24 protein-coding genes are annotated in these 22,821 nt (G+C 42.8%); 8 read left to right on the plus strand and 16 right to left on the minus strand.

Annotation, left to right across the window (positions count from 1 at the left end; translation table 11 throughout):
* Positions 1-24: 24 nt before the first annotated feature.
* The 4 genes from A3775_RS07480 to clpS form a co-directional block, all read right to left on the minus strand.
* Positions 25-324 carry an RNA-binding protein gene (locus A3775_RS07480; RefSeq protein WP_066377906.1) on the minus strand — a complete coding sequence of 100 codons (300 nt, stop codon included), beginning with the start codon at positions 322-324 and terminating at the stop codon, positions 25-27.
* A gap of 292 nt (positions 325-616) precedes the next feature.
* Positions 617-910, minus strand: coding sequence for a hypothetical protein (locus A3775_RS07485; RefSeq protein ID WP_066377904.1), 294 nt, complete (start codon positions 908-910; stop codon positions 617-619).
* A 2-nt stretch (positions 911-912) separates the two neighbouring features.
* Positions 913-1,737: a CPBP family intramembrane glutamic endopeptidase gene (locus A3775_RS07490; protein WP_066424394.1), complete on the minus strand. Its 825-nt coding sequence runs from the start codon at positions 1,735-1,737 to the stop codon at positions 913-915.
* A 59-nt stretch (positions 1,738-1,796) separates the two neighbouring features.
* Positions 1,797-2,078: an ATP-dependent Clp protease adapter ClpS gene (gene clpS / locus A3775_RS07495; protein ID WP_066377901.1), complete on the minus strand. Its 282-nt coding sequence runs from the start codon at positions 2,076-2,078 to the stop codon at positions 1,797-1,799.
* Here clpS and A3775_RS25225 point away from each other — a divergent pair.
* The gene (locus A3775_RS25225; protein ID WP_255362874.1) at positions 2,062-2,184 is read left to right on the plus strand and encodes a hypothetical protein; all 123 of its coding nucleotides are present in this window, start codon (positions 2,062-2,064) and stop codon (positions 2,182-2,184) included. The two genes, clpS and A3775_RS25225, sit on opposite strands and share 17 nt — an antisense overlap.
* Before the next feature lie 127 nt (positions 2,185-2,311).
* On the plus strand, positions 2,312-2,665 hold the full coding sequence (locus A3775_RS07500) for a hypothetical protein (RefSeq protein WP_066377899.1): 354 nt from the start codon (positions 2,312-2,314) through the stop codon (positions 2,663-2,665).
* Positions 2,666-2,796: 131 nt separating this feature from the next.
* Here the strand turns inward: A3775_RS07500 and A3775_RS07505 are convergent, their stop codons facing one another.
* From A3775_RS07505 to A3775_RS25230, 3 genes are all read right to left on the minus strand, one after another.
* Positions 2,797-3,969, minus strand: coding sequence for an LL-diaminopimelate aminotransferase (locus A3775_RS07505; RefSeq protein WP_066424396.1), 1,173 nt, complete (start codon positions 3,967-3,969; stop codon positions 2,797-2,799).
* Positions 3,970-4,147: 178 nt separating this feature from the next.
* Positions 4,148-4,348: a hypothetical protein gene (locus A3775_RS07510; RefSeq protein WP_066377896.1), complete on the minus strand. Its 201-nt coding sequence runs from the start codon at positions 4,346-4,348 to the stop codon at positions 4,148-4,150.
* A 92-nt stretch (positions 4,349-4,440) separates the two neighbouring features.
* Complete coding sequence (locus A3775_RS25230; protein WP_255363855.1) at positions 4,441-4,566, minus strand: hypothetical protein; 126 nt, start codon at positions 4,564-4,566, stop codon at positions 4,441-4,443.
* 249 nt (positions 4,567-4,815) lie between these two features.
* Here A3775_RS25230 and A3775_RS07515 point away from each other — a divergent pair, with 249 nt between their 5' ends.
* The 4 genes from A3775_RS07515 (at position 4,816) to A3775_RS07530 (ending at position 11,343) form a co-directional block, all read left to right on the plus strand.
* On the plus strand, positions 4,816-5,133 hold the full coding sequence (locus A3775_RS07515; protein ID WP_066377894.1) for an STAS domain-containing protein: 318 nt from the start codon (positions 4,816-4,818) through the stop codon (positions 5,131-5,133).
* Positions 5,134-5,306: 173 nt separating this feature from the next.
* The gene (locus tag A3775_RS07520) at positions 5,307-8,033 is read left to right on the plus strand and encodes a TIGR03960 family B12-binding radical SAM protein (protein WP_066424398.1); all 2,727 of its coding nucleotides are present in this window, start codon (positions 5,307-5,309) and stop codon (positions 8,031-8,033) included.
* A 550-nt stretch (positions 8,034-8,583) separates the two neighbouring features.
* The gene (locus A3775_RS07525; protein ID WP_066377892.1) at positions 8,584-10,680 is read left to right on the plus strand and encodes an Rne/Rng family ribonuclease; all 2,097 of its coding nucleotides are present in this window, start codon (positions 8,584-8,586) and stop codon (positions 10,678-10,680) included.
* A gap of 9 nt (positions 10,681-10,689) precedes the next feature.
* Positions 10,690-11,343 (plus strand): ribonuclease HII, encoded by a 654-nt coding sequence (locus tag A3775_RS07530; protein WP_066377891.1) that lies wholly within the window; start codon positions 10,690-10,692, stop codon positions 11,341-11,343.
* 175 nt (positions 11,344-11,518) lie between these two features.
* Here the strand turns inward: A3775_RS07530 and A3775_RS07535 are convergent, their stop codons facing one another.
* On the minus strand, positions 11,519-12,106 hold the full coding sequence (locus A3775_RS07535; protein ID WP_066377890.1) for a DUF1997 domain-containing protein: 588 nt from the start codon (positions 12,104-12,106) through the stop codon (positions 11,519-11,521).
* 453 nt (positions 12,107-12,559) lie between these two features.
* Here A3775_RS07535 and A3775_RS07540 point away from each other — a divergent pair, with 453 nt between their 5' ends.
* Complete coding sequence (locus A3775_RS07540) at positions 12,560-14,239, plus strand: phospholipid carrier-dependent glycosyltransferase (RefSeq protein ID WP_066424402.1); 1,680 nt, start codon at positions 12,560-12,562, stop codon at positions 14,237-14,239.
* Between the two features lie 92 nt (positions 14,240-14,331).
* A complete protein-coding gene (pheA, locus tag A3775_RS07545; RefSeq protein ID WP_066424404.1) occupies positions 14,332-15,210 on the plus strand; it encodes a prephenate dehydratase in 879 nt (292 codons plus the stop codon).
* Between the two features lie 4 nt (positions 15,211-15,214).
* Here the strand turns inward: pheA and A3775_RS07550 are convergent, their stop codons facing one another.
* The 8 genes from A3775_RS07550 to A3775_RS07585 all read right to left on the minus strand — a co-directional run bounded on the left by A3775_RS07550 (position 15,215) and on the right by A3775_RS07585 (position 22,484).
* Positions 15,215-15,865 carry an LON peptidase substrate-binding domain-containing protein gene (locus A3775_RS07550; protein ID WP_066377885.1) on the minus strand — a complete coding sequence of 217 codons (651 nt, stop codon included), beginning with the start codon at positions 15,863-15,865 and terminating at the stop codon, positions 15,215-15,217.
* A 152-nt stretch (positions 15,866-16,017) separates the two neighbouring features.
* Positions 16,018-16,335 (minus strand): 30S ribosomal protein S10, encoded by a 318-nt coding sequence (gene rpsJ, locus A3775_RS07555; RefSeq protein ID WP_010998474.1) that lies wholly within the window; start codon positions 16,333-16,335, stop codon positions 16,018-16,020.
* A 196-nt stretch (positions 16,336-16,531) separates the two neighbouring features.
* Positions 16,532-17,761, minus strand: coding sequence for an elongation factor Tu (gene tuf / locus A3775_RS07560; RefSeq protein ID WP_066377884.1), 1,230 nt, complete (start codon positions 17,759-17,761; stop codon positions 16,532-16,534).
* A gap of 22 nt (positions 17,762-17,783) precedes the next feature.
* Positions 17,784-19,862 carry an elongation factor G gene (fusA, locus tag A3775_RS07565; RefSeq protein WP_066377883.1) on the minus strand — a complete coding sequence of 693 codons (2,079 nt, stop codon included), beginning with the start codon at positions 19,860-19,862 and terminating at the stop codon, positions 17,784-17,786.
* A gap of 147 nt (positions 19,863-20,009) precedes the next feature.
* A complete protein-coding gene (gene rpsG / locus A3775_RS07570; protein WP_066377881.1) occupies positions 20,010-20,480 on the minus strand; it encodes a 30S ribosomal protein S7 in 471 nt (156 codons plus the stop codon).
* Positions 20,481-20,876: 396 nt separating this feature from the next.
* Positions 20,877-21,263, minus strand: coding sequence for a 30S ribosomal protein S12 (gene rpsL / locus A3775_RS07575; RefSeq protein ID WP_066377879.1), 387 nt, complete (start codon positions 21,261-21,263; stop codon positions 20,877-20,879).
* A gap of 108 nt (positions 21,264-21,371) precedes the next feature.
* Positions 21,372-21,710 carry an iron-sulfur cluster assembly accessory protein gene (locus A3775_RS07580; RefSeq protein WP_066377878.1) on the minus strand — a complete coding sequence of 113 codons (339 nt, stop codon included), beginning with the start codon at positions 21,708-21,710 and terminating at the stop codon, positions 21,372-21,374.
* A 354-nt stretch (positions 21,711-22,064) separates the two neighbouring features.
* Entirely contained in the window at positions 22,065-22,484 is a 420-nt protein-coding gene (locus A3775_RS07585; protein WP_066377877.1) for a phosphomannose isomerase type II C-terminal cupin domain, read from the minus strand.
* Positions 22,485-22,821: the final 337 nt, after the last annotated feature.

Here is a 22,821-nt window from a genome sequence, read left to right on the forward strand (position 1 = left end):
GTTCTTGAACTAAATCTGTAAACCTTAGTAACGGTTACGTCCACCGTAGTTACCTCGGTTGCCACCAAACGAACTTCTATCTTCCTTGGGTTTAGCCTTGTTTACTTTTAAGTCTCGTCCCATCCATTCCGCACCATCAAGAGCGTCAATGGCGGCTGTTTCTTCAGCATCGCTACTCATTTCCACAAAACCAAAGCCGCGTACACGACCTGTTTCACGATCTGTAGGTAACTGAACGCGCTTTACAGTACCATATTCTGCAAACACAGCGTTAAGACTATCTTCTGTAACTTCGTAAGAAAGATTGCCTACATAAACTGACATAGATTGTCTCCGAAATCATAAATGTGTAGAGATTTAGGTTTCGGAGAAAAGTTTGTAAATACCAAAAACAAAAAGCCTGTCAATACTAAAAACAAACGCTATTAACCGAATTAACTCTCATCTCCTATAATGACATAGCAGAGAAAATTCTGGGGGGAAATTCAAAAACTTTACATAAATTCATATAAACAAGTAACACTTAAGTATCAAAGACTATTTGTAATTTTTTGGTAGCGAATAGTTTGTTTATACTATTTTCACTACAAAAATCGGCGTTGCTCCCATCAGACAACTACTTTTTGAAAAAACTACAAATCACTTCACCGGGACTATTCTGAGTAAATTGAATTACCTTGCCATCTTTTTGCAGCTTAAATCTACCGCGACAATTATAAATTTCAACAGGTGTTTTCACACCATCAACACTTACAGATGCCTGATATTCCCAATATTTTTTGGCACTACGTTTGATACTAAGAATACAAATTTCATGCCCTTCATAATTGCGGCACATCATCGCCCAAGCTGGAGATGTCCAAGAAACAGAAAATACAAATATTAGTAAAATTACCATATATTTAATCATAATTAACCTTTAATTGTTCTCCCGCGCATCCATAAAGCTAATATACTCATAAATAGTACCCCCATTAACCCTTGTAGGGGATTATTATTGACTCCAGTTACCCAGTCAGGAACTTGTCCCGAATATTTAATTAATCCTCCCACATTAATCATGTAGTAACCCCAAACTAACCCACCATGTAAACCTATGGGTAAGCCTAAACGTCCCCTGCGCCAACGCTTTCCCCATACTTGCGTTAAACCCAGCAATACTAAAGCCGGAAATTGGGGAAGGGTTTGGATAATTGCTGCTAGTGGTTTGATGAAATGCAACGCTGCAAACACTAAAGCATCTGTCCACAATGCTACACTTTTGCGATAGTCCCGTTCTAATTCATCCAGCAACCAACCGCGAAACAGTAATTCTTCTGCAAACCCGACACCTAAACCGACAAGAAACCCTTCGACAATTATTTTTATTAATAAGATGGTTGGTTGTTGCCATACTAACCAACCTAAAAAACCTTGTACACCAAATAAAATTACAATGTTAATCAATCCTATAGCTAAACCACACAGCAGTTCTACGCCATTACGCCGTGTGAATTCTAAGCCATAATCCCACAAAATTTGAGGTTGCTGATAGACATTTTTACCCCATAGCCTCAGCAGTGTAATAAACTCTGCATATAAAATCACCATTGTCAAGATACTGACTAAGTTAGCATCACGCACTAACAGATAAATTGGTGCGGCTATGGGCAACCACAACAATAATAAGGTGAAAATGAAACAACCCAGCCGGATAGGGGCAGGGCGTTCAGCTAAATTGACAAGATTAGTTTTCATGATACGTTTAGTTAAAAGTCATAAGTCAATAATTCCAGATTATGACTTATGACTCATAACTATTCTTCAGGTTCTATTGTGCTGCTTAAACCATGACTTTTTAACGTTTCACAATAAAACTCTGCGTGTTCTTGGGCGCAAGTAATGACGAGGGCTAACCCGTTAGTGTGGGCTTCCATCATGATACTAACAGCTTGGGGCTGGGTAAGGCTCGGCACTGTAGTTAGTAGTACCTGCACAACATACTCCATAGAGTTGTAGTCGTCATTATGGAGCAAAACACGATACCGAGGCGCAAGCTTACGGGATGTGGAACGCTTCTCAATGGTTTCGACTGACACAGCTTTTGCTCTTTATACTTTTGATTTACTACAACAGAGTTTCTGCACTAGCGATCGCTTAACAGTTATTTACCCATTTTATAGCATGATCACCAAAACTTTATAGCCAATCCAAATTTTGCTGCCGCTAGTCAACCACTTTCTTGGAGCAGACCGGACTCGCACTTTTACAATAAAGGTACAGGAAACCGCAACATAACCCGTGCTATTACCCTGACTAGCTGATGATCAACATGAGTGTCGAATTTCAACCAGGACAAATTGTCTCTTTAGAGCATAGTGACAGGAATCTATATGCAGAAGTGATTCAATTTGTGGTTTCCCGCCAACTATGCTGGGTACGCCCACTGCTGTTAGTCACTCATACCCCAGAACAGCCCATAATTACCGACCTGCGAGATGGTTCTGATTTATTATGGCCTAGTGAGTTATTTCGCCCAGCCCTAGATACAGAAGTGATTACTTTGTTAACTCAGATTTTGGTGAAAGAACCAAAGCCTGAATTACACGCCCTAGCCAAGCAGCAACTTCATCAGTTTATTAACCAACTTTGGCAAGCATATCAGGAGGGAGTGGGGAGAAATTAATTCAAAATTCAAAATACCCTACGGGAAGGCAAGCCTACAAAATTCAAAATTAAAGAATTGTGGGGAAATGGGGATGAGGGGGATGAGGTAGAACTTGTTACCCAATTGCCCAATGCCATAACGCCCTATGCCTAAGCATAGCGAATTCCTGCTTGTTGCATTCGTTGCATGGCTGCTTGTAAGCGTTCATCGGGGATGGTGAGGGCGATTCTAATATAACCTTCTCCTGATGCGCCGTAACCATGACCAGGGGGAACCATAATACCGCATTTATCTAGGAGCAAGTTGGCAAATTCGGTTGAGGAATATCCTGGGGGAACGGGAACCCAAATGTATAAGGTGGCTTTTGGTGGTGCAATTTGCCATCCTAAAGCTTGTAATCCTTGAATCACTATGTCCCGTCGATTTTGGTAGACTGACATCAGGCTTTGTAGTTCGGCTGCATCAGTCTGATATGCTGCGATCGCCGCTTTTTGAATGGCTTTAAACACCCCTGAATCGACGTTAGTTTTGACTTGGCTTAAACATTTAATCCCCTCGGCGTTACCCACCACAAACCCAATCCGCCAACCTGTCATGTTATAAGCTTTTGACAAACTGTGAAACTCAATTGCTACATCCTTAGCGCCGGGAACTTGTAACACACTCGGCGGTTTGTAGCCATCGTAAGCCATTTCTGAGTAAGCATGATCATGGCACAGCAAAATATCATATTGCCGACAAAACGCCACTAATTCCCCAAAAAACTCTAAACTCGCGACAGCCCCCGTGGGATTATTCGGGTAATTAATCCATAATAGTTTGGCTTTCCGGGCTACTTCTTCAGGAATCAGATTTAAATCTGGTAAAAATTGATTTTCTGCCTTCAGAGGCATTGTGAAAGGTTCGCCCCCTGCGAAAATGGTCGCAGTGCGATACACAGGATAACCCGGATCTGGTATCAGTACATAGTCCCCCGCTTCTACGAAGGCTAAAAAAGTATTATGTATTGCTTCCTTGGAACCGATAGAAGATATCACTTCTGAATAGGGGTTTAATCCCGTTACCCCAAACCGTCGTTCCATCCACTCAACTGCTGCTTCCCGAAATGCTGGCATACCCTGATAAGGTGGATAGTTATGATTGGCAGCGTCATCAATCGCTGCGTGCATTGCCTGGAGAATATGAGCAGGAGTTGGTTTATCAGGATCACCCACTGCCATATTAATGATGTCAATTCCTTGGGCAACAAGTTCTTCTCTTTTACGGTTAATTTCCGCAAATAGATAGGGAGGAATTTTTTCTAAACGTTTAGCGGGCTGCATGGCGACTTGTTACTAATGCAAAAGTGGATGCTCATTAGCACAGTTTACGGCACACCATGTAACTAAATACTAAACATCACAGAAAAGCACCGGCAATCAACACTTGGCTTGGACTAAGCATTGTCCCATAAGCAAAATTCAAGTTGTTTTCGTGTAAATACACCAATTTTGACGTAATTTAGTATCCCCAACTCGGAACCAGCTGCACCCGCCCGGCATCCATCTCTGCCATTAATAATTCCAGGGCTTCGTAATCAACGTCAGAGATGTAACCCTGTTGAGTCAGTTCTGAGTTGATTTCATTTTCTATCTCTGGAGTTAATTTTTTAATATCAAGTGCTTTTTCTACCAATTGACGAATTACGTATTTAGTTCTCATAACTAATGAACCTGCATTCAGTAATACTAAATTATCTCAGATGGAACTAAGTATAAAATGTGATGTAAATTTTGTAGTACCAGTGATTTAAATCACAATTTAATTCGGTAGATGATTTCTGATGAAATTTGCCAATCAACTGCGCTCAATACACCGGAACTTTTGCGGAATGCTGGCTGAATCGCTTGTAGTCCTAGATTAGCCTGACTTTTCAGCATAATTGTGGATGACTTTTGCGCTGGCTTGTGCTTCCGGGCTGTCTATGTCGATTTTTTGGGAACTCAAATGAAAAAACAGTATATACAAACACAATTCATCCTAAATTTAGGACAATCTTTAAACACACCCGGTAAAAAAATAAAGATTTAGCAAAGAGACTTAGGACGTATGGTCGATGTGAAACCAAAAAGTTTATGTTCAAATAAATTCCAGCTTCACGGTTCAATAACTCTGATTAGGATGTTGATATGCCAGCAGTAATAGAGAGTCCGAACATTGCAGTTATTCGTCCTCAAGGTTATTTGAATGCCACTAATGCCTTAGAATTGGAGCGAGACTTGTCTACAACTTTGTCTCAAGATGAGGTTGCCAGCTTGTTAGTAGACTTGTCAACGGTAGAATCTCTAGATAGTGCCGGACTAATGGCTTTAGTATCTGCTCTCAAATCAGCGCAGAGTTTAGGCAAAGGTTTCCGGCTGTATGCGGTTCCCCCAGCTATTAAAATTATTTTTGAGTTGACCCAATTAGATCAAGTTTTTGCAATATCTGAAGCCAAACTTGAGTAGGCAGTAAGATAATTCTTTGCAAATCTGGCACTGTATACTAACACGAGCTACGCTTTTGAGGCAAGGGAGTGTAAAGGAGTTGTAAGTTACGGCAAGAAATCCTACCGAATGAGCGAATCAATGCTAATGTTGGAGGTGAGTAGCTGTAATTAAAGTAGCTCGAAGTTAGCACAGTGGCTGTTGCATTTGAAAAATTAATCACATCGGATATCTTGAAGCCAGCACGTTATTTGGGTAACGAACGGCTGGCGGTACATAAACCTTGGGATACGGCAGTAATACGCTGGGTATTAACTTACCCGGAGGTATACGAAGTAGGAGCATCAAATTTAGGGCATATCATTCTGTATAACATTTTGAATGCCCAGCCCAGACAATTATGCGATCGCGCCTACCTACCCGGTACAGACTTAGCTAGCAAACTCAGGGCAACAAACACGCCCCTGTTTGCGGTTGAGTCGAAGCGCGAACTACAAGAATTTGACATCTTAGGTTTTAGTCTCAGTTATGAACTAGGAGCAACCAACATTCTGGAAATGTTGGATTTAGCGGGAATACCCCTCACATGGCAAGAAAGAGCGCAGGGTGATTATCCGCTTATTTTCGCCGGAGGACAAACAGCAACGTCAAATCCTGAACCCTACGCCGATTTCTTTGACTTTTTCGCCTTGGGAGACGGTGAAGAACTCCTCCCAGAAATCGGTATGGTTTTGGAAGAAGGTAAACAAGCTAAATTAAGTCGGGAAAAACTCCTGCTAGATTTGGCGCAAATTCCTGGCGTGTATGTGCCGCAGTTTTATGACATCACAGCAGACGGTTCAGTACAACCGCTACGCTCAGATGTTCCCCCTAGAATTTTGCGGCGAGTTGCTACCCCCATCCCGGCTTATTCCATTGGCTTAGTTCCCTACGTCCAAACGGTACACGATCGCCTGACAATTGAAATTAGACGGGGTTGTACCCGTGGCTGTCGCTTTTGTCAACCGGGAATGCTCACCCGCCCAGCTAGGGATGTAGAACCAGAGCAAGTGGTGGACGCAATCGAACAAGGGATGAGAGCCACCGGTTATAATGAGTTTTCACTGTTGTCTTTGAGTTGTTCCGATTATTTAGCCCTCCCTGCTGTGGGGATGGAAATCAAAAATCGGTTAAGAAATGAAAATATTTCCCTGTCACTTCCTAGCCAGCGTGTAGATAGGTTTGATGAAAATATCGCCAACATTCTCGGTGGTACACGCCAAGGTGGGTTAACCTTTGCCCCCGAAGCCGGAACTCAAAGAATGCGGGATATCATCAACAAAGGTTTAACCAACGAAGAATTATTACGAGGTGTAAAAACCGCTTGGGAACAAGGTTGGGATAAGATAAAATTGTATTTTATGATCGGCTTACCCGGTGAGACGGATGCCGATGTTTTGGGCATTGCCGAAACAGTTAGCTGGTTGCAAAGGGAATGTCGAGGTAAAGGTAGAAGACCGCTTAACTTTAATTTGACGATTTCTAACTTTACGCCAAAACCCCATACACCATTCCAATGGCACTCAGTTTCTACTGCCGAATTTCAGCGTAAGCAAGACCTATTAAGACAAGCATTCCGCCGGATTCGGGGATTGAAAGTTAATTTCACCGATATCCGCATTTCGGCAATGGAAGACTTTATTGGTCGAGGCGATCGCACTTTAGGAAAAGTAGTCCGTCGCGCCTGGGAATTGGGCGCGGGGATGGATTCTTGGTATGATAGTTTAGACAAAGCTTTTGCCGCATGGGGTGAGGCGATCGCACAAGCCGGTCTAGATTGGAAATACCGCCAAGTCGAAAACGGTGAATGGAATCTGTTCTCAGCACCGCAGGGAGAGAGCGGAGGAAGCGGAGGAGACAAGGAAGAATTTGTTACCCAGTCCCCAATCCCCAGTCCCCAATCCCCAATCCCCAATCCCCAATCCCCACTCCCTTGGGATCATATAGATACAGGCATTGATAAACAATGGCTGATCGATGACTTAGAACGCGCTCTAGAAGCAGCAGTTGTTCCAGACTGTTCTTTTGAAGGTTGTTCTCACTGTGGCGTGTGTGGTACTGATTTCGGTCACAACATCGTCATTGAACCACCAGCTATCCCAGAATTTGCTGGTGAGTTTGTCCCCAACACAACTAAAACCCAAAGATTAAGGGTGTGGTTTGGTAAACAAGGTGACATGGCTTTGGTTAGTCACTTAGATTTAATGCGCTTGTTTGACCGAGTAGTGCGGCGAGCCGGCTTACCAGTAGCTTATACAAATGGATTTCACCCCAGCCCCAGAATTGCTGTAGCAAGTGCTTTAGCTTTAGGGGCTACCAGTAGCGGTGAAATTGTTGATTTTGAGTTAACTGAGCCAATAGCAGTTAACATCTTTCATGAAAAACTCGCCCAAGAACTACCACAAGATATCCCTGTATATCGTGTAGAACAGGTAGACTTAAAAGCTCCCGCCGCTAATAAAATATTAGAACAGGCAGAGTATTTGATTACTGTCACAACCCAAGACGAGGTAACACCTGCACAATGGCAAACTTGGATTGAGGCAATTAAAACCGAAGATGAAATTTTGGCGGAGCAAACAACCAAATCAGGGAAAACTAAAATCGTAAATCTGCGCTCACTGTTGTTTGAGCTAGAATTAGTATCAACTGATAATCATGACGGAGAATCAACAGCTGTTCTACGTTATGTTGGTAGTTGTCGCCAAGACGGTTTGTTATTGCGTCCTGAACAAACCCTGTCTATGCTAGAAATAGTCGCTGGTGAAGTTCCCCACCAAAGGAGTCACCCCACTCCCCCAACAGATGCAGAAGCATCAACGAACTTCACAAAATTTCATCTTTCACAGATCCACCGCAATCAGTTGCTTTTAGCTGTATAATCCCAAAGGGCAACTTGCTAGTAGTTGCCCTGTTGTAGCACATCATGGGAATTGATTTTTAGCAAGGTTGCGTTAGAATAGAATCAAGAGAAATTTTCTGGCGCTGCATTGAACAAACTGGTTCACTACTACCCTGGTAATCAGGGAGCAAGAGCAAGATATTAGAGTGTAATTTCTAGGATCTTATCCCAGACAAACTAAGGCGAATTAAAAAACACTCTCTCGATAGCTACCTTGTGAATCAGTGATTAACAGCAGGCTAAGTCGGCTTCTCTATCTATGCTTTTACAACTGCTGAATGCCTAAACCCCGGAGGGTAAAGGTATTACATCAAAAATCAACCAAGGACGGTTGATTTATTTGCTTAAACAATATGCAGCCGTTCTGGAATAATCAGGCGTGTCAACGCAATTCCATAGTCAATAGCTCTTTAATTTTGAAGCTCTGCTTCACAATTTTTATTACTAACAGCGTCTTTGGAGGCTGGCAGGGGCGAGAGGCATAACAAACCTCCAAGCCCGTTGACGCTGCCGATTTTTGAGGAAATTGAATGCCAAAACAAATTATTATCGCGGAGCAGCATCAGATCGCTGCTGTGTTTTCGGAAGATCAAATCCAAGAACTGGTTGTAGCCACAGGCCATCATCAAATCGGTGATATCTATTTAGGTGTAGTAGAAAATGTATTACCTGGGATTGATGCGGCGTTTGTAAATATTGGTGATCCAGAACGTAATGGCTTTATTCATGTTACTGATTTAGGGCCTCTCAGGCTAAAACGCTCATCTGCGGCAATTACAGAACTGTTAACACCACAGCAAAAAGTGCTGGTGCAGGTGATGAAAGAGCCAACGGGAACCAAAGGGCCGAGGCTCACAGGTAATATCACTATGCCTGGACGTTATGTGGTATTGATGCCCTATGGTAGAGGCGTAAATTTATCCCGGCGAATTAAAAGCGAAACTGAGCGTAACCGCTTACGGGCATTAGCTATTTTAATTAAACCCGCAGGAATGGGTTTATTAGTGCGGACAGAAGCAGAAGGCAAGCCAGAAGAAGCAATTATTGAAGATTTGGAAGTGCTGCAAAAGCAGTGGGAAGCTATTCAACAAGAAGCTCAATCCACTCGTGCGCCAGCGTTACTCAATAGAGATGATGATTTTATTCAGCGCGTACTGCGAGATATGTATGGCGCGGATGTGAATCGAATTGTGGTGGATTCCAGCACCGGGCTGAAGCGTGTAAAACAGTATTTGCAGAACTGGAGTGGTGGACAGACACCGCAGGGATTGTTGATTGATCACCATCGCGATCGCTCACCAATTTTAGAGTATTTCCGCATTAACGCTGCGATTCGCGAAGCCCTGAAACCAAGAGTAGACCTACCTTCTGGTGGTTATATCATCATTGAGCCAACAGAAGCCTTAACTGTAATTGATGTTAACTCTGGTTCGTTCACGCGATCGGCAACCGCCAGAGAAACCGTATTGTGGACAAACTGCGAAGCTGCAACCGAAATTGCTCGTCAACTGCGTTTAAGAAACATCGCTGGGGTAATCGTCGTTGACTTTATTGATATGGAATCACGGCGTGATCAATTGCAGGTTTTAGAACATTTTAATAAAGCCCTGAGAGCAGACAAAGCTCGCCCCCAAATTGCTCAACTAACTGAGTTAGGTTTAGTCGAGTTAACCCGCAAACGCCAAGGTCAAAACATTTACGAATTGTTTGGTGACACTTGCCCCACCTGTGGCGGTTTAGGACATACAGTCCGCTTACCTGGAGAAACTGAAAGCCGCTTGCCTACACCCGTAGAAGTACCAGATAGATTTGTATCTTTGCCACAGCAAAGAGAAAGAGAACCCCGTTTACCTGTGAATCGCCTCACAGATATGCGCGAAACCTATGATGGATTTGGCGAAGGATTCGAGGGTGAGTCTGATTTGGGTGCTTTAAATCTAGTTAATCATCCCAGTTATCAAGAACTCAACGAACAAAACAAACGTCGTACCCGCACCCGTCGCAGTCGCATTGGCATCAATGGTACAAATGGCAAAGACGAAACCCGAATTATTAACAGTCCCTTGGGTTTCATGAATGACTCAGATTTAGACTTAGATGGTGATGTAGAACTGGGTACAACACCAGAACTTCCAACTCCGAACTTAAGCAAATCTAGTTGGACTGAAAGGGCGGAACGTACCAAAGTCATTAAAACAGAACCAATTAAACCTGTGGTAGAACCACCGGAAATTAAAACTGTAGAAATGTCGCAACCAGAACAGGATATTTTTGCCTTAATGGGGGTTTCGCCGCTAATTAAGTTAGATCAGGAGGTAAAAAATCCTAAATCTGTCATTATTAATGTTGTGCAGCCAGGGCAGAAATCAACAGAATCTTCTGAAGTAACTCCAACTCCAACTCCTGTGTTGAGAGAAAGCACAGAAGTGAGTACACCAGAAGTGAAGTTAGTCAGGAAAACCTTGCCCACTCCTAAAGCTGAACCAAAAACTGTTGTAGCTGATACGGCAGAACGCTTCACTAACACTGAAGATACTGAAGCCAATACCGGCACTACTATTAATCGTCGTCGTCGTCGTCGTTCCTCTGCATTGGAGTCAGACAACGGCTCTACAGAGGACAGTTAATCTGTCTGTATGGTTAAAATGGAACGTACTGCTGAATCACTCCTGGATGAAACTGGTTGGCTAGAGTTTTCCTCGGCTTTTGCAAAGATTCCAGGGTTGATAGCAGGGGTAGATGAAGTAGGGCGGGGCTGTTTGTTTGGCCCTGTAGTCGCAGCAGCAGTTATACTACCAGCCTGTGCTTTGCCTGAACTGATAGCAGCTGAAATTAGAGATAGTAAAAAGCTGTCGAGTTCTCGCAGAATTTTGCTAGCGCAACAAATTTGTACGCTAGCAACAGACTGGAAAATTGGTTATGCTTCCACTGCGGAAATTGACAAAATAAATATTTTGCAAGCCACACTGTTAGCGATGAAGCGGGCTGTACAAAAGCTTAAGGTACAGCCTGAACTTTGCTTGATAGATGGTAATCAGTTGGTGAAAGATTTGGCTATACCACAACAAACTATCATCAAAGGAGATGAGCGATCGCTTACCATAGCAGCAGCTAGTATTGTGGCTAAAGTTTGGCGTGATGATTTAATCATGCGTCTAGCTGCTAAATATCCCATGTATGATTTAGATAATAACAAGGGTTATGGCAGTAAAAAGCATCTGTTAGCCTTGCAAAAGTACGGCCCTTCATCTCTACACCGTAAGTCTTTTCGTCCTTGTCAAGTCCGATAAGTAGATTAACTAATTAATATTTTGGTGAGGTGTATTCTACCGAACAAATAATTGAACGCAGATGAACGCGGATGTAGCTTGCTTCTCTTACGAGACGCTACCGCGAACCCGAAGGGTACGCAGATGAATTTGGATTCTATCCGGTTGCAATCTGCTATAGCTCACTTGTAAAAAATTATTCAATATTCAGCATTGGCAAATTAGCACCCTCATCAATCAAGCTTTGGTCTTGAGTTTGTAAGATGACCCATTGACGATAATCTACTAACAGTTGGTGCATTAGTCGCTGCTTAACTGTTAATAATACACTCTTGAGTAAACCATTACCAGTTGCTTCGATAATTGGTTTAGGAGTCAGAGAAAAAGGTGGGGGTAGTTCAACTTGCACTTCTAAATCGGCTCTACCTTTTAACCGGGTATCATTATTTACTTGATAGGGCGATAAATGTCCTTGTAAGTTTAAAGAAAATCGCTGGTTAATGTACTCAAAACCCAGAATTTCACAACCAACAGATCGCAGATAAATTATGCCGTTTGATTCTGCCCAAACTCTCATATCTACAGTCGGCTGAATACTGAGTGACATAAAAGCTAAGGGACGCATTTTCAAGCGAAAAACTTCTTCAGAAAGCTGCTGAATGCGCTTTTGATCAACCAAAGCATTAACTAGGCGTTGCGGCTGACGTAAGTAATGCTGGATAGGAATAGGCTGATGTGGAACAGCAATTTCTACCGATTGGGAGGCTGTAAACTTGGTAGCCATGAGTTATGAATACTAATTGTTTGTTAGCTTTACTATTGATTTAATTACGATTTGATTTTTTGATTGATTCAAAATTATTGCAATGCTACTTCATAGATTATAAAAATATATTTTTTTATGGATATGATTAATTATTAAAATGATTGCTAATATTATATTTTTTGTGCTTACGTATATTGATTATATCTTAAAACCGGATGTTTTCTGCACAAAAAAAGTCTAACTTTTTGGTGAGGTGCGACTTTAGTAATATTTAAGACTGTTGAATTTAAAACAACAAATACATCTCAAGTGATGCTTGATGACTAAGAAGCCTGAAACATCGGCATGAAATTTATTTTTCCTCACCGAGTCTAAAGTCAGTAATTACCCTATAAAGTATGTATGATAAAACTCTAAGTTGCTGTCATCGATAGGGCAATTTTTTTGACAAAATTACTACTCAATGCCTGAATGAAGAACAAATATCACCTATTGCTACTGCTGCTATGGTTAGCTATTGGTACAAGTCTACGCTTTTGGCGTTTAGAAGTCTTGCCCCCTTGGACTGATGAGTGTGCCACGATGGTTTTTAGCTTGGGGAATAGTTTTCGCATTGTTCCACTCAATCAGATAATTAGTTCAGATGTTTTATTACAACAACTCGTACCTACGCCCTTAGTAGGGTTCACTACGGTAATTCAACATTTGTTAAATGAGAGTACCCATCCACCTGTATATTTCGTACTAGCTCATTTGTGGATGAAAATCTTTTCACCGACTGGGGAAGTTGCTTCTATTTTAGCAGCGCGATCGCTCAGTGCTTGTCTAGGCATTTTATCAATTCCTGCCATGTTCTGGTTTGCCTATGTGGCTTTTCGTTCTAAATTGGTGGGGCAAATAGCCGCAGCGATGATGGCAGTTTCACCTTACACTATTTTTTTAGCAAGAGAAGCCCGTCACTATACTTTAGTCATGTTGTTGGTGATTGCTTCTCTGTGTTGTTTAGTCAAAGCTATCCAAAAAATTTATACTCAGCAATCTCTACCCATATCGCTGATGTTTGTTTGGGTGATAATTAACTGTGTGGGAGTAGCAACACATTATTTTTTCATGCTGACGCTTTGCGCTGAAGGTTTGGTACTCCTAGCAAAGATTTGGCAATCAAAACAACAGCATCGCACTTGGTGGCGAATCAGCATAGTTGCTGTCGGTACTTTGGTGGGATGTCTGGTGTGGATACCCAACTTACTGAATATACCAGGAAGTGATCTCACAAGTTGGGTAGGGGGTAGTAGTCCCCATACTAGATGGTTAGAACCATTAGGAAGATTACTACTGTGGCTGATGAGTATGCTGTTGTTGTTACCTTCGGCTCTCACATTACCATTAGCGGTGATAATTCTGTCTGGTGTGGTGACTTTGGTATTTTTAGTCTGGAGTCTACCACCCATGATTCAGGGATTGAAAATTTACCAAGAAAATCCTGATACCCATCTCACCATACAAATTTTAACTGGTTATGTATGGGGGGCGATCGCTTTATCTTTGTTTTTCACCTACGGTTTAGGAAAAGACTTAACTTTAGCCGCCCGTTTCCAATTTTTTTACGCCCCAGCAATCATTTTACTCTTAGGTGCAGCCTTGGCTGGCTGTTGGCATCAAGTACAGCAATTGCGGTTTCTAGTTCATAGTAAAGTTGCAGTCAGCATCATTTTATTGATGGCGACTTTAGGAGGTGTAACAGTTGGTGGTAATTTGGGTTATCTACAAAACCAACGTCCTGATATTCTCGCCGCTATTATTCAACAAGCCTCTCAGAATAATATCCTAATTGCCACAACACACATCCATCACGGACAAACAGGTAGAATGATGGGGTTAGCTTGGGAATTACAAAATTTACCTGCCAAAAATTTGCAATTTTTCTTAGCTGGTAAAGATTCAAAAACTCAGAATTATACTCAAGCCCAGCAAATATTAACACAACAACTAACTCAACTTCAGCGTCCTTTAGACTTGTGGTTAGTCGAATTTCGCACCCCAATTGATGTGGAATCTCAAAACTGTGTTCTTGATCAAAAATACGGTAACTTTGCTGGTGAATATAGTTATAAGTTTTATCACTGTGTTGCTCAAACCAGTACCAATTAAATTTTTATTCGGACAAAATATGGCGACTAAAAAAAACTGATTTTCCCTATGATACAGTCAGAAACATCAGAAATAACTAAGGACTAAACGCTGTGACTTTATCAATTGCCCATTTAGGGCCGCCAGGAACTTATGCAGAACAAGCAACGATTTTTTATGTTCAATGGCTAAAACAACATACAGGTATTGAAACTGTTTTATGTCCCTATCCTAGTATTGCTCAATCATTAAAAGCCGTTGCCCAAGGACAAACCCATCTAGCTGTTGTACCTGTGGAAAATTCGATTGAAGGCAGCGTCACCATGACGATGGATACTTTATGGCAGTTAGACAGTTTGCAAATTCAATCAACTTTGGTGATGCCTATTGCCCATGCCTTAATTTCCTGTGCGCCTAGCTTAGATAAGATTAAAACTGTTTATTCGCATCCGCAAGGGTTGGCGCAGTGTCAGAACTGGTTGGGAGAGTTTCTCGCGAATGTACAACTGATTCCCAGCAATTCTACCACGGAAGGGTTAAAAATTTTACAGCAGGATTTCACAGCCGCCGCGATCGCCTCTGCTAGAGCTGCTCAAATTTACAATTTGCCGATATTAGCGCATCAGATTAATGATTATCCCGAAAACTGTACACGTTTTTGGGTAATCAGTCAGGAAGACTCAGAAATTACGCAGCAGCTACCCTTACATACGCCCACTCATACGTCTGTGGCTTTTAGTGTACCTGCTAACGTACCAGGAGCATTGGTTAAACCACTACTGGTATTTGCTGAACTAGGAATCAACCTCAGTCGGATTGAATCACGTCCGACGAAGCGATCGCTAGGAGAGTATTTATTTTTTATTGATTTAGAGGCTGCTGTCAACACACCTAAAATGCAATCTGCACTGGTAGAACTCAGTAACTACACAGAAGTTCTCAAAATTTTTGGTAGTTATAATGTCGTACCAATCAGGACACAGGAGTCTTGACAGCTTAAGAGTTTTGATTAAAAGTATCTTTCAGCACAGCACGAGCCGCCAAGTGATTACGAGTAGTAGTCAAAATTTCTGCTTCTCGTTCTAAGCGAGCCGCAGTATCTTGCATTTCTAGTAATGACTGCTGCTCATCAGCCACACCGTAAAGATTACTCGCCACCCAATAAGATAACTCGGTGGGCAAATCTGGCAACTCTTCGGGAAGTTCGATATTTTGTTCTGTTAATTTAGCTGACAGTCGCACCACATCCCGCAGTAGTTGTTCTACTTCCGTAGCCAAGGGGCGTAAATCTTTACTTGGTGGCTGGTCTTCAATCCATTCCACTAAACCCACACGATAGGGCTTTTCTCGCACATACTCTAATACGCGAAACCTTTGTTGTCCCAAGGTGAGCATTTTCATGCGGTCATCTGGTAAACGCTGGTAGTGGATAATTTCGGCACAGCAGCCGACATTGGCAATTGTGCCTTGAACTGGGTCAACCATCAACACGCCAAACCTGCGATCGCTTGACAAAATCGTGTTCATCATGATTCGGTAGCGAAACTCAAAAATGTGCAGGGGTAGCGGTCTAGTAGGAAATAGAACTACTTCAGGTAACGGGAACAGAGGTAGTTCACGAACTGCAATTCTAGAAGAAGATGTCATTTTTACCTAAGTATAAATTTAATCCTAAAAGATTTACTTTTCTCTGCTTTTCCCGTATTTTTTTTACATTTTAACATTTGTTTCACAGCTAATAAAAAGCCCTGAGATAAATTTCTTCAGGGCTTTTATAAAAATTACACAGTATTCACTAATTAAAGTTTGACTTCAATATCCACACCTGATGGTAAATCGAGCTTCATCAGGGCATCAATAGTTTTAGATGAAGGTTGGTAGATGTCAATAATCCGGCGATGGGTGCGGGTTTCAAAATGTTCGCGGGAATCTTTATCTACGTGAGGCGATCGCAGCACGCAGTAAATTTTACGTTTGGTGGGTAAAGGAATCGGGCCGATAGCTGTAGCGTTAGTCCGGTTAGCCGTGTCTACAATCTTCTCGCAAGATGTATCCAATAAACGACGGTCAAAAGCTTGTAAACGAATTCTAATTTTCTGCTGCTGTAGAGTTGCCATCTTCAGTTTTCCTGGTTCGGATTAATTTGGGGATTGGGGATTGGGGATTGGGGACAAATCAATTCAAAAGTCAAAATTCAAAATTCTTTAATTCTGACTTTTGACTTGTTTGATGCCATAACGCCCTATTCCCTCAGATAAAAGAGCAGAGAGGCATCTTAGCATCTCTGCTCTTGGTTATTAGGTTACAAACGTACTATTTGAGGATTTTGGCGACGACACCAGCACCGATGGTGCGACCACCTTCACGAATCGCGAAGCGCATACCTTGCTCAATTGCGATGGGGTTAATCAATTCTACGGTCATTTTGATGCGATCGCCGGGCATCACCATTTCAGCAGCACTGCCGTCATCAGAAGTGAAGGTTGTGATGGTACCGGTTACGTCGGTTGTCCGCACGTAAAACTGAGGACGGTAGCCAGGGAAGAAGGGTGTTTTCCGACCACCTTCTTTTTCGGTGAGTACGTATACTTCACCTTCAAATTGGGTGTGAGGAGTGATAGAACCTGGTTTGGCGATTACCATACCGCGTTCAATATCGGTTTTTTGGATACCACGTAGTAGTACACCAGCGTTATCACCAGCCATACCTTCATCAAGGCTCTTCTTGAACATCTCAATCCCGGTGACGGTGGTGTTGCGGGTATCTCTGATACCAACCAATTCCACTACGTCGCCAACCTTGACTTTTCCACGCTCAATCCGGCCTGTTGCCACAGTACCACGACCAGTAATAGAGAACACGTCTTCTACAGCCATCAAGAAAGGCTTGTCAATATCGCGCTCTGGATCAGGAATGTAGGAATCTACTTCATCCATCAATGAGTAGATTTTGTCTACCCACTCATTTTCTCCACGCTGAATTTTGGAGTTCTTGGTCATTGCTTCTAGAGCTTGCAAACCTGAACCTCTGACGATGGGAATTTCATCACCATCAAATCCGTACTCACTCAGTAGTTCACGAAGTTCTAGTTCTACCAGTTCCAATAGTTCAGGGTCTTCCATCATGTCTTCTTTATTTAAGAAGACTACCAACTTGGGAACGCCCACCTGACGTGCTAGCAGGATGTGTTCACGGGTTTGAGGCATAGGGCCATCGGTGGCAGCTACTACCAGGATAGCTCCGTCCATTTGCGCCGCACCGGTGATCATGTTTTTCACATAGTCAGCGTGGCCGGGGCAGTCTACGTGAGCATAGTGCCGTTTATCGGTTTCATACTCAACGTGAGCAGTATTAATGGTGATACCCCGTGCTTTTTCTTCGGGTGCGTTATCGATTTGGTCGTAAGCTCTAGCTTCTGCTTTACCCAAAGCAGCCAAGGTCATGGTGATAGCTGCTGTTAATGTAGTTTTACCGTGGTCAACGTGGCCAATAGTACCGATGTTAACGTGGGTTTTAGTTCTTTCAAACTTTGCGCGTGCCATGTATGCTCGTTTCCTTTTTTAATTATGCGTTCCCTTTGCTTTTTGCGATGATTGCCTCAGCCACGTTGCGAGGCACTTCGTCGTAATGGCTAAACTCCATTGAGAAGATTCCCCGACCTTGGGTTTTCGACCGGATATCGGTAGCGTAGCCAAACATTTCTGCCAAGGGGACTTTAGCGGTCACTTTGGCAATACCTTGTTCAGATCCCATGCCTTCAATTTGCCCACGACGGGAATTGAGGTCGCCCATTACATCCCCTAGGAAGTTTTCGGGAACTTCTACCTCAACTTTCATCATAGGCTCTAACAGGACAGGTGAAGCTTTGCTAACAGCCTCTTTCATCGCCATTGAGCCAGCGATTTTGAAAGCCATTTCTGAAGAGTCTACATCGTGGTAAGAACCATCAACTAATGTTGCTTTCACATCAATCAGTGGATATCCAGCTAATACGCCAGATTCACAACATTCTTTCATTCCCTGCTCTGCGGGGTTGATGTACTCTTTAGGTACAGCACCACCCACAATTTTGGAAACAAATTCAAAACCACTACCGGGTTCGCCTGGTTCGAGGTCAATCACAACGTGACCATATTGACCTTTACCACCGCTTTGACGGATGAATTTCCCTTCAACTCTGGTGACATTTTTACGAATAGTTTCGCGGTAAGCTACCTGTGGCGCACCAACGTTAGCTTCTACTTTAAACTCGCGTAACATCCGGTCTACGAGAATTTCTAGGTGTAACTCTCCCATCCCAGCAATTACGGTTTGGTTGGTTTCTGGGTCAACACTGACGCGGAAGGTAGGATCTTCTTCTGACAAAGATTGCAGTGCCTTTGACAGCTTATCCATGTCGTTCTTGGTTTTGGGTTCAACCGCTACCGAGATTACAGGCTCAGGGATAAATAGAGACTCTAATATGACGGGAGAGCCTTCATCACATAAAGTATCACCTGTCAAGGTGTCTTTCAATCCTACTGCTGCACCTAAGTCACCTGCTCGCAGTTCTTCAACGTCTTGGCGTTCGTCTGCTTTCAACACTACGAGGCGAGAGATCCGTTCTTTCTTGCCTTTGGTGGCGTTAAGGACGTAGCTACCTTTTTTCAGCACACCAGAATAAACGCGAATGAAGGTAAGGCGACCATAAGGGTCAGCCATAATCTTGAAGGCTAAAGCTGACAAGGGTTCATTATCATCAGCCTTACGCTCTACAGAATCTCCACTAGGCAATGTACCTTGAATTGCTGGTACGTCAATTGGTGCTGGTAGATAATCAACTACCGCATCCAGCATTAACTGTACGCCTTTGTTTTTAAATGCTGAACCGCATAGTACAGGCACGATGGTGCCAGCAATTGTACCTTTACGCAGAGCTGTCCGAATTTCGTCTTGTGTCAGTTCTTCGCCCTCGAAGTATTTGGCCATCAAGTCGTCATCGGTTTCCGCTACTGCTTCAATCAGCTTGGTGCGGTATTCTGCGGCTTGCTCTTGCATTTCTGCCGGAATTGCCGTTTCTTGGATATCCGTGCCTTGGTCGTTGTTGTAGATGAAGGCACGCATTCCCACCAAGTCGATAATGCCTTTGAATTCGTTTTCACTACCTATGGGCAACTGAATTGCAATGGCATTGGCACGCAAGCGATCGCGCATTTGTTCGTGAACTCTGTAAAAGTTCGCGCCTGTGCGATCCATTTTGTTGATAAAAGCAATCCGAGGTACTTTGTAGCGGTCTGCTTGTCGCCACACTGTTTCAGATTGGGGTTGCACACCACCTACTGAACAAAATACCGCGATCACTCCATCTAACACTCGCATGGAGCGTTCTACTTCAATTGTGAAGTCTACGTGACCTGGAGTATCGATAATGTTAATTTGATGATCTTTCCAACTGGTACTGATCGCAGCCGCAGTGATGGTAATTCCCCGCTCCCGCTCCTGATCCATCCAGTCAGTTACCGCAGTTCCTTCGTGAACTTCACCAATTTTATGAATTATCCCAGAGTAAAATAATATTCTCTCTGTTGTTGTTGTCTTGCCCGCATCTATATGCGCCGCAATACCGATATTGCGTACTTTTTCTAGCGGGTTGGTACGTGCCACAGTAGCCTCCTATGGTTTTTGCCTCATGATATCTTGTATATTACTCTTTGTTAAGATTCTATACTTTTACGGAAAACCGTCTTTATTTTACTTTTTTGTAAGTCGGCGATATACCCCTTTTTCAGGCATGATATATCGCTGCTCTGCTTAGTAACGATAGTGTGCAAATGCTTTGTTAGCTTCTGCCATGCGATGTGTTTCTTCGCGCTTACGGATGGCATTACCCGTTTCATTGGCTGCATCCATTAATTCATTTGCTAGTTTGCCAGCCATTGTGCGCCCTGGTCTAGAGCGAGAAAATTGTACTAACCAACGCAATGCTAGGGTAGTACCCCGTTCTGAACGCACTTCCATTGGTACTTGGTAGGTTGCACCGCCAACTCGACGCGCTTTGACTTCTACTAGAGGTGTAGCATTACGCACTGCTCTTTCAAACACTTCCAGTGCATTATTGCCAGTACGTTCCTCTATCGTCTTCATAGCATCATAAACGATGCGTGCTGCTAATGATTTTTTGCCATGACGCATTATCCGTCTGATGATCATGCTCACCAGACGACTATTGTACACAGAGTCAGGCGGTACTGGACGCCTTTGAATAACACCTCGACGAGACATAATTTAACCTTAATTTTGGATTTGGCGACGAAATTATATGCTACCAGACTGCGGCTTTTCTGCGCTTTTTGGCTACAGATCGGATGCCGTAATCCTTGGCTCTACGTTTGCAGTGACCTAATTTGTAGACTTTTACTGCCACTGAGAACACAAAGGAAGTTGATTCTTTGCCATCTCAGGTAAAAAATCAATGCTGCTGCCGCTTACAGCATTTTTGATTCTACCTACACTTGCTCGCTGAGTAGTAGGTTTGAGCTAGAAGCTTGAGCAATTTCTGAAAACAGAAATTTTATAAATAATTAATCCTGTTTCAGAACCAGTGCCTTTGATAATTTGTTATTCTGGCACTTTTTGGTCAAGCGACCAATCGTATGATTTGACGATTAATCGCTATCCCTACTTTTTAGCTCCTTCTTTTGGACGCTTGGTTCCATATTTGGAACGTCCTTGTTTACGGTCTTTGACTCCAGCTGTATCCAAGGTGCCACGAATGATGTGATATCTCACGCCGGGTAAATCCTTAACCCGACCACCACGAATCATTACTACTGAGTGTTCTTGTAAGTTGTGACCTATTCCGGGAATGTAAGCTGTCACTTCAAATCCAGAGGTCAGTCTTACCCTTGCTACTTTACGCAGAGCCGAATTAGGCTTTTTAGGAGTCGTCGTATATACTCTGGTACATACCCCCCGACGCTGAGGGCATTGTTTAAGAGCAGGAGACTTGGTTTTTTGACGCGCTTTTTCGCGTTCGCTACGGATTAATTGCTGTATTGTTGGCATGAGTAACAGCGCGTGAAGCTGCTTGCTAAGTCTAAGTTTTAACAAATCCTGATTATATCTTTTTTCGTGGTTTTATGTCAAACTCACATATAATTTTTATTTTTTTATTTAAACCACGGTTGGGGCGGTGGTAGAAAAGGAATTGCCACAGCCACAGGTAACAACAGCTTGGGGATTATGAAACCGAAACCCACCACCCATCAAATCTTCGGAATAGTCTATTGCTAAACCATTCACATAATCCCAGCTAGTGGCATCTATAACCACTTGCAGACTGGTCACTTCAACTAGGCGATCGCCTTCCTTTACCTGTTCATCAAAAGACATATCATAAAACAAACCGGAACAGCCACCTGGTTTAACTGTTAACCGAAAAAACTTGTTTGGCTGTTGCTTTGCCCGTAAGCGAGCAATTTCAGTTGCTGCTGCTTGGCTTACATGAATCATAACAATAGTTTAGCCAATTGAAAACACCATACTTAAGTATTACAGAAGGTTTGCCGACAAGAATCAGCAGTTAGAAATTAAAGGGGAAGGTTGATGGTTGACTGTTGACTGTTGACTGTTGACTGAGTAAAAGTTCTTCTCTCTCCGCCTCCTCCCTTCTTTGCGTGCCTCCGCGTTTCCTCCGCGTTCCTCTGCGTTAAAAATCAAACATTTGGGAAACTCCCAACCATCCAAGCATCTGAAAATATTTTAGTCCCCACTTATACTGAGTAGGGACTTAAAAACACTGGACTGAGTGTAGACGGTTTGCGAATTATATTGTTAGCTCAAAGCCATAAAAGCCCGATTAGCTGATTAATTGGGGGTACGGGCATAATCATCTTGATAGCGAATAATATCATCTTCACCGAGATATTCGCCATTTTGGACTTCAATCAGTACCAAAGGAATCACACCGGGATTTTCTAAGCGGTGAGAAGTACACTGAGGCACATAAGTAGACTGATTATTACTCAATAAAACTTCTTGCTCACCACACACAACCTTAGCAGTACCAGAGACAACAATCCAGTGTTCACTGCGATGATGGTGCATTTGTAGACTGAGGCGGTGTCCAGGCTTAACCTCAATGCGCTTAATTTTGTAACCGCGTCCTTCTTCCAAAACGGTAAACGAACCCCAAGGACGCAGTTCAGTTGCCGCAACACTCCGGTTAGCGATCGCAGTTGGTAGAGGCAAAGTATTAGTTTTTGTAGTTTCTTGATGTTGAGCCATATTTACCTCACTTAAAGACATAACAAACCGTCATTACTTTTAACTCTTAACCATTGATGGAAAACTTATGAGCAATCTGACAACCGTGAAAATCAGCAATTTAGTTTGACTTTGCTAAACATAGCAAAGCGAAACTTTGACCTTTGGTAAATTTTGGCTCAAATTTCCACACTAAACCAATTCTTCATGAAGCTGAAAGGTAGCTTATTGTCAGCTTTAAAAAGGGGACTGGGGACTGGGGGAGAAGAGGAAGATGAGGAAGCAGGGGGAGTAGGGGAGATTTTTTCCCAACAATTCTTTAATGCAAGAATTTTGCGAAAAGTTCTGTAGGCGGGTT

Source organism: Anabaena sp. 4-3, from assembly GCF_001597745.1.
Classification (GTDB): Bacteria; Cyanobacteriota; Cyanobacteriia; order Cyanobacteriales; family Nostocaceae; genus Trichormus.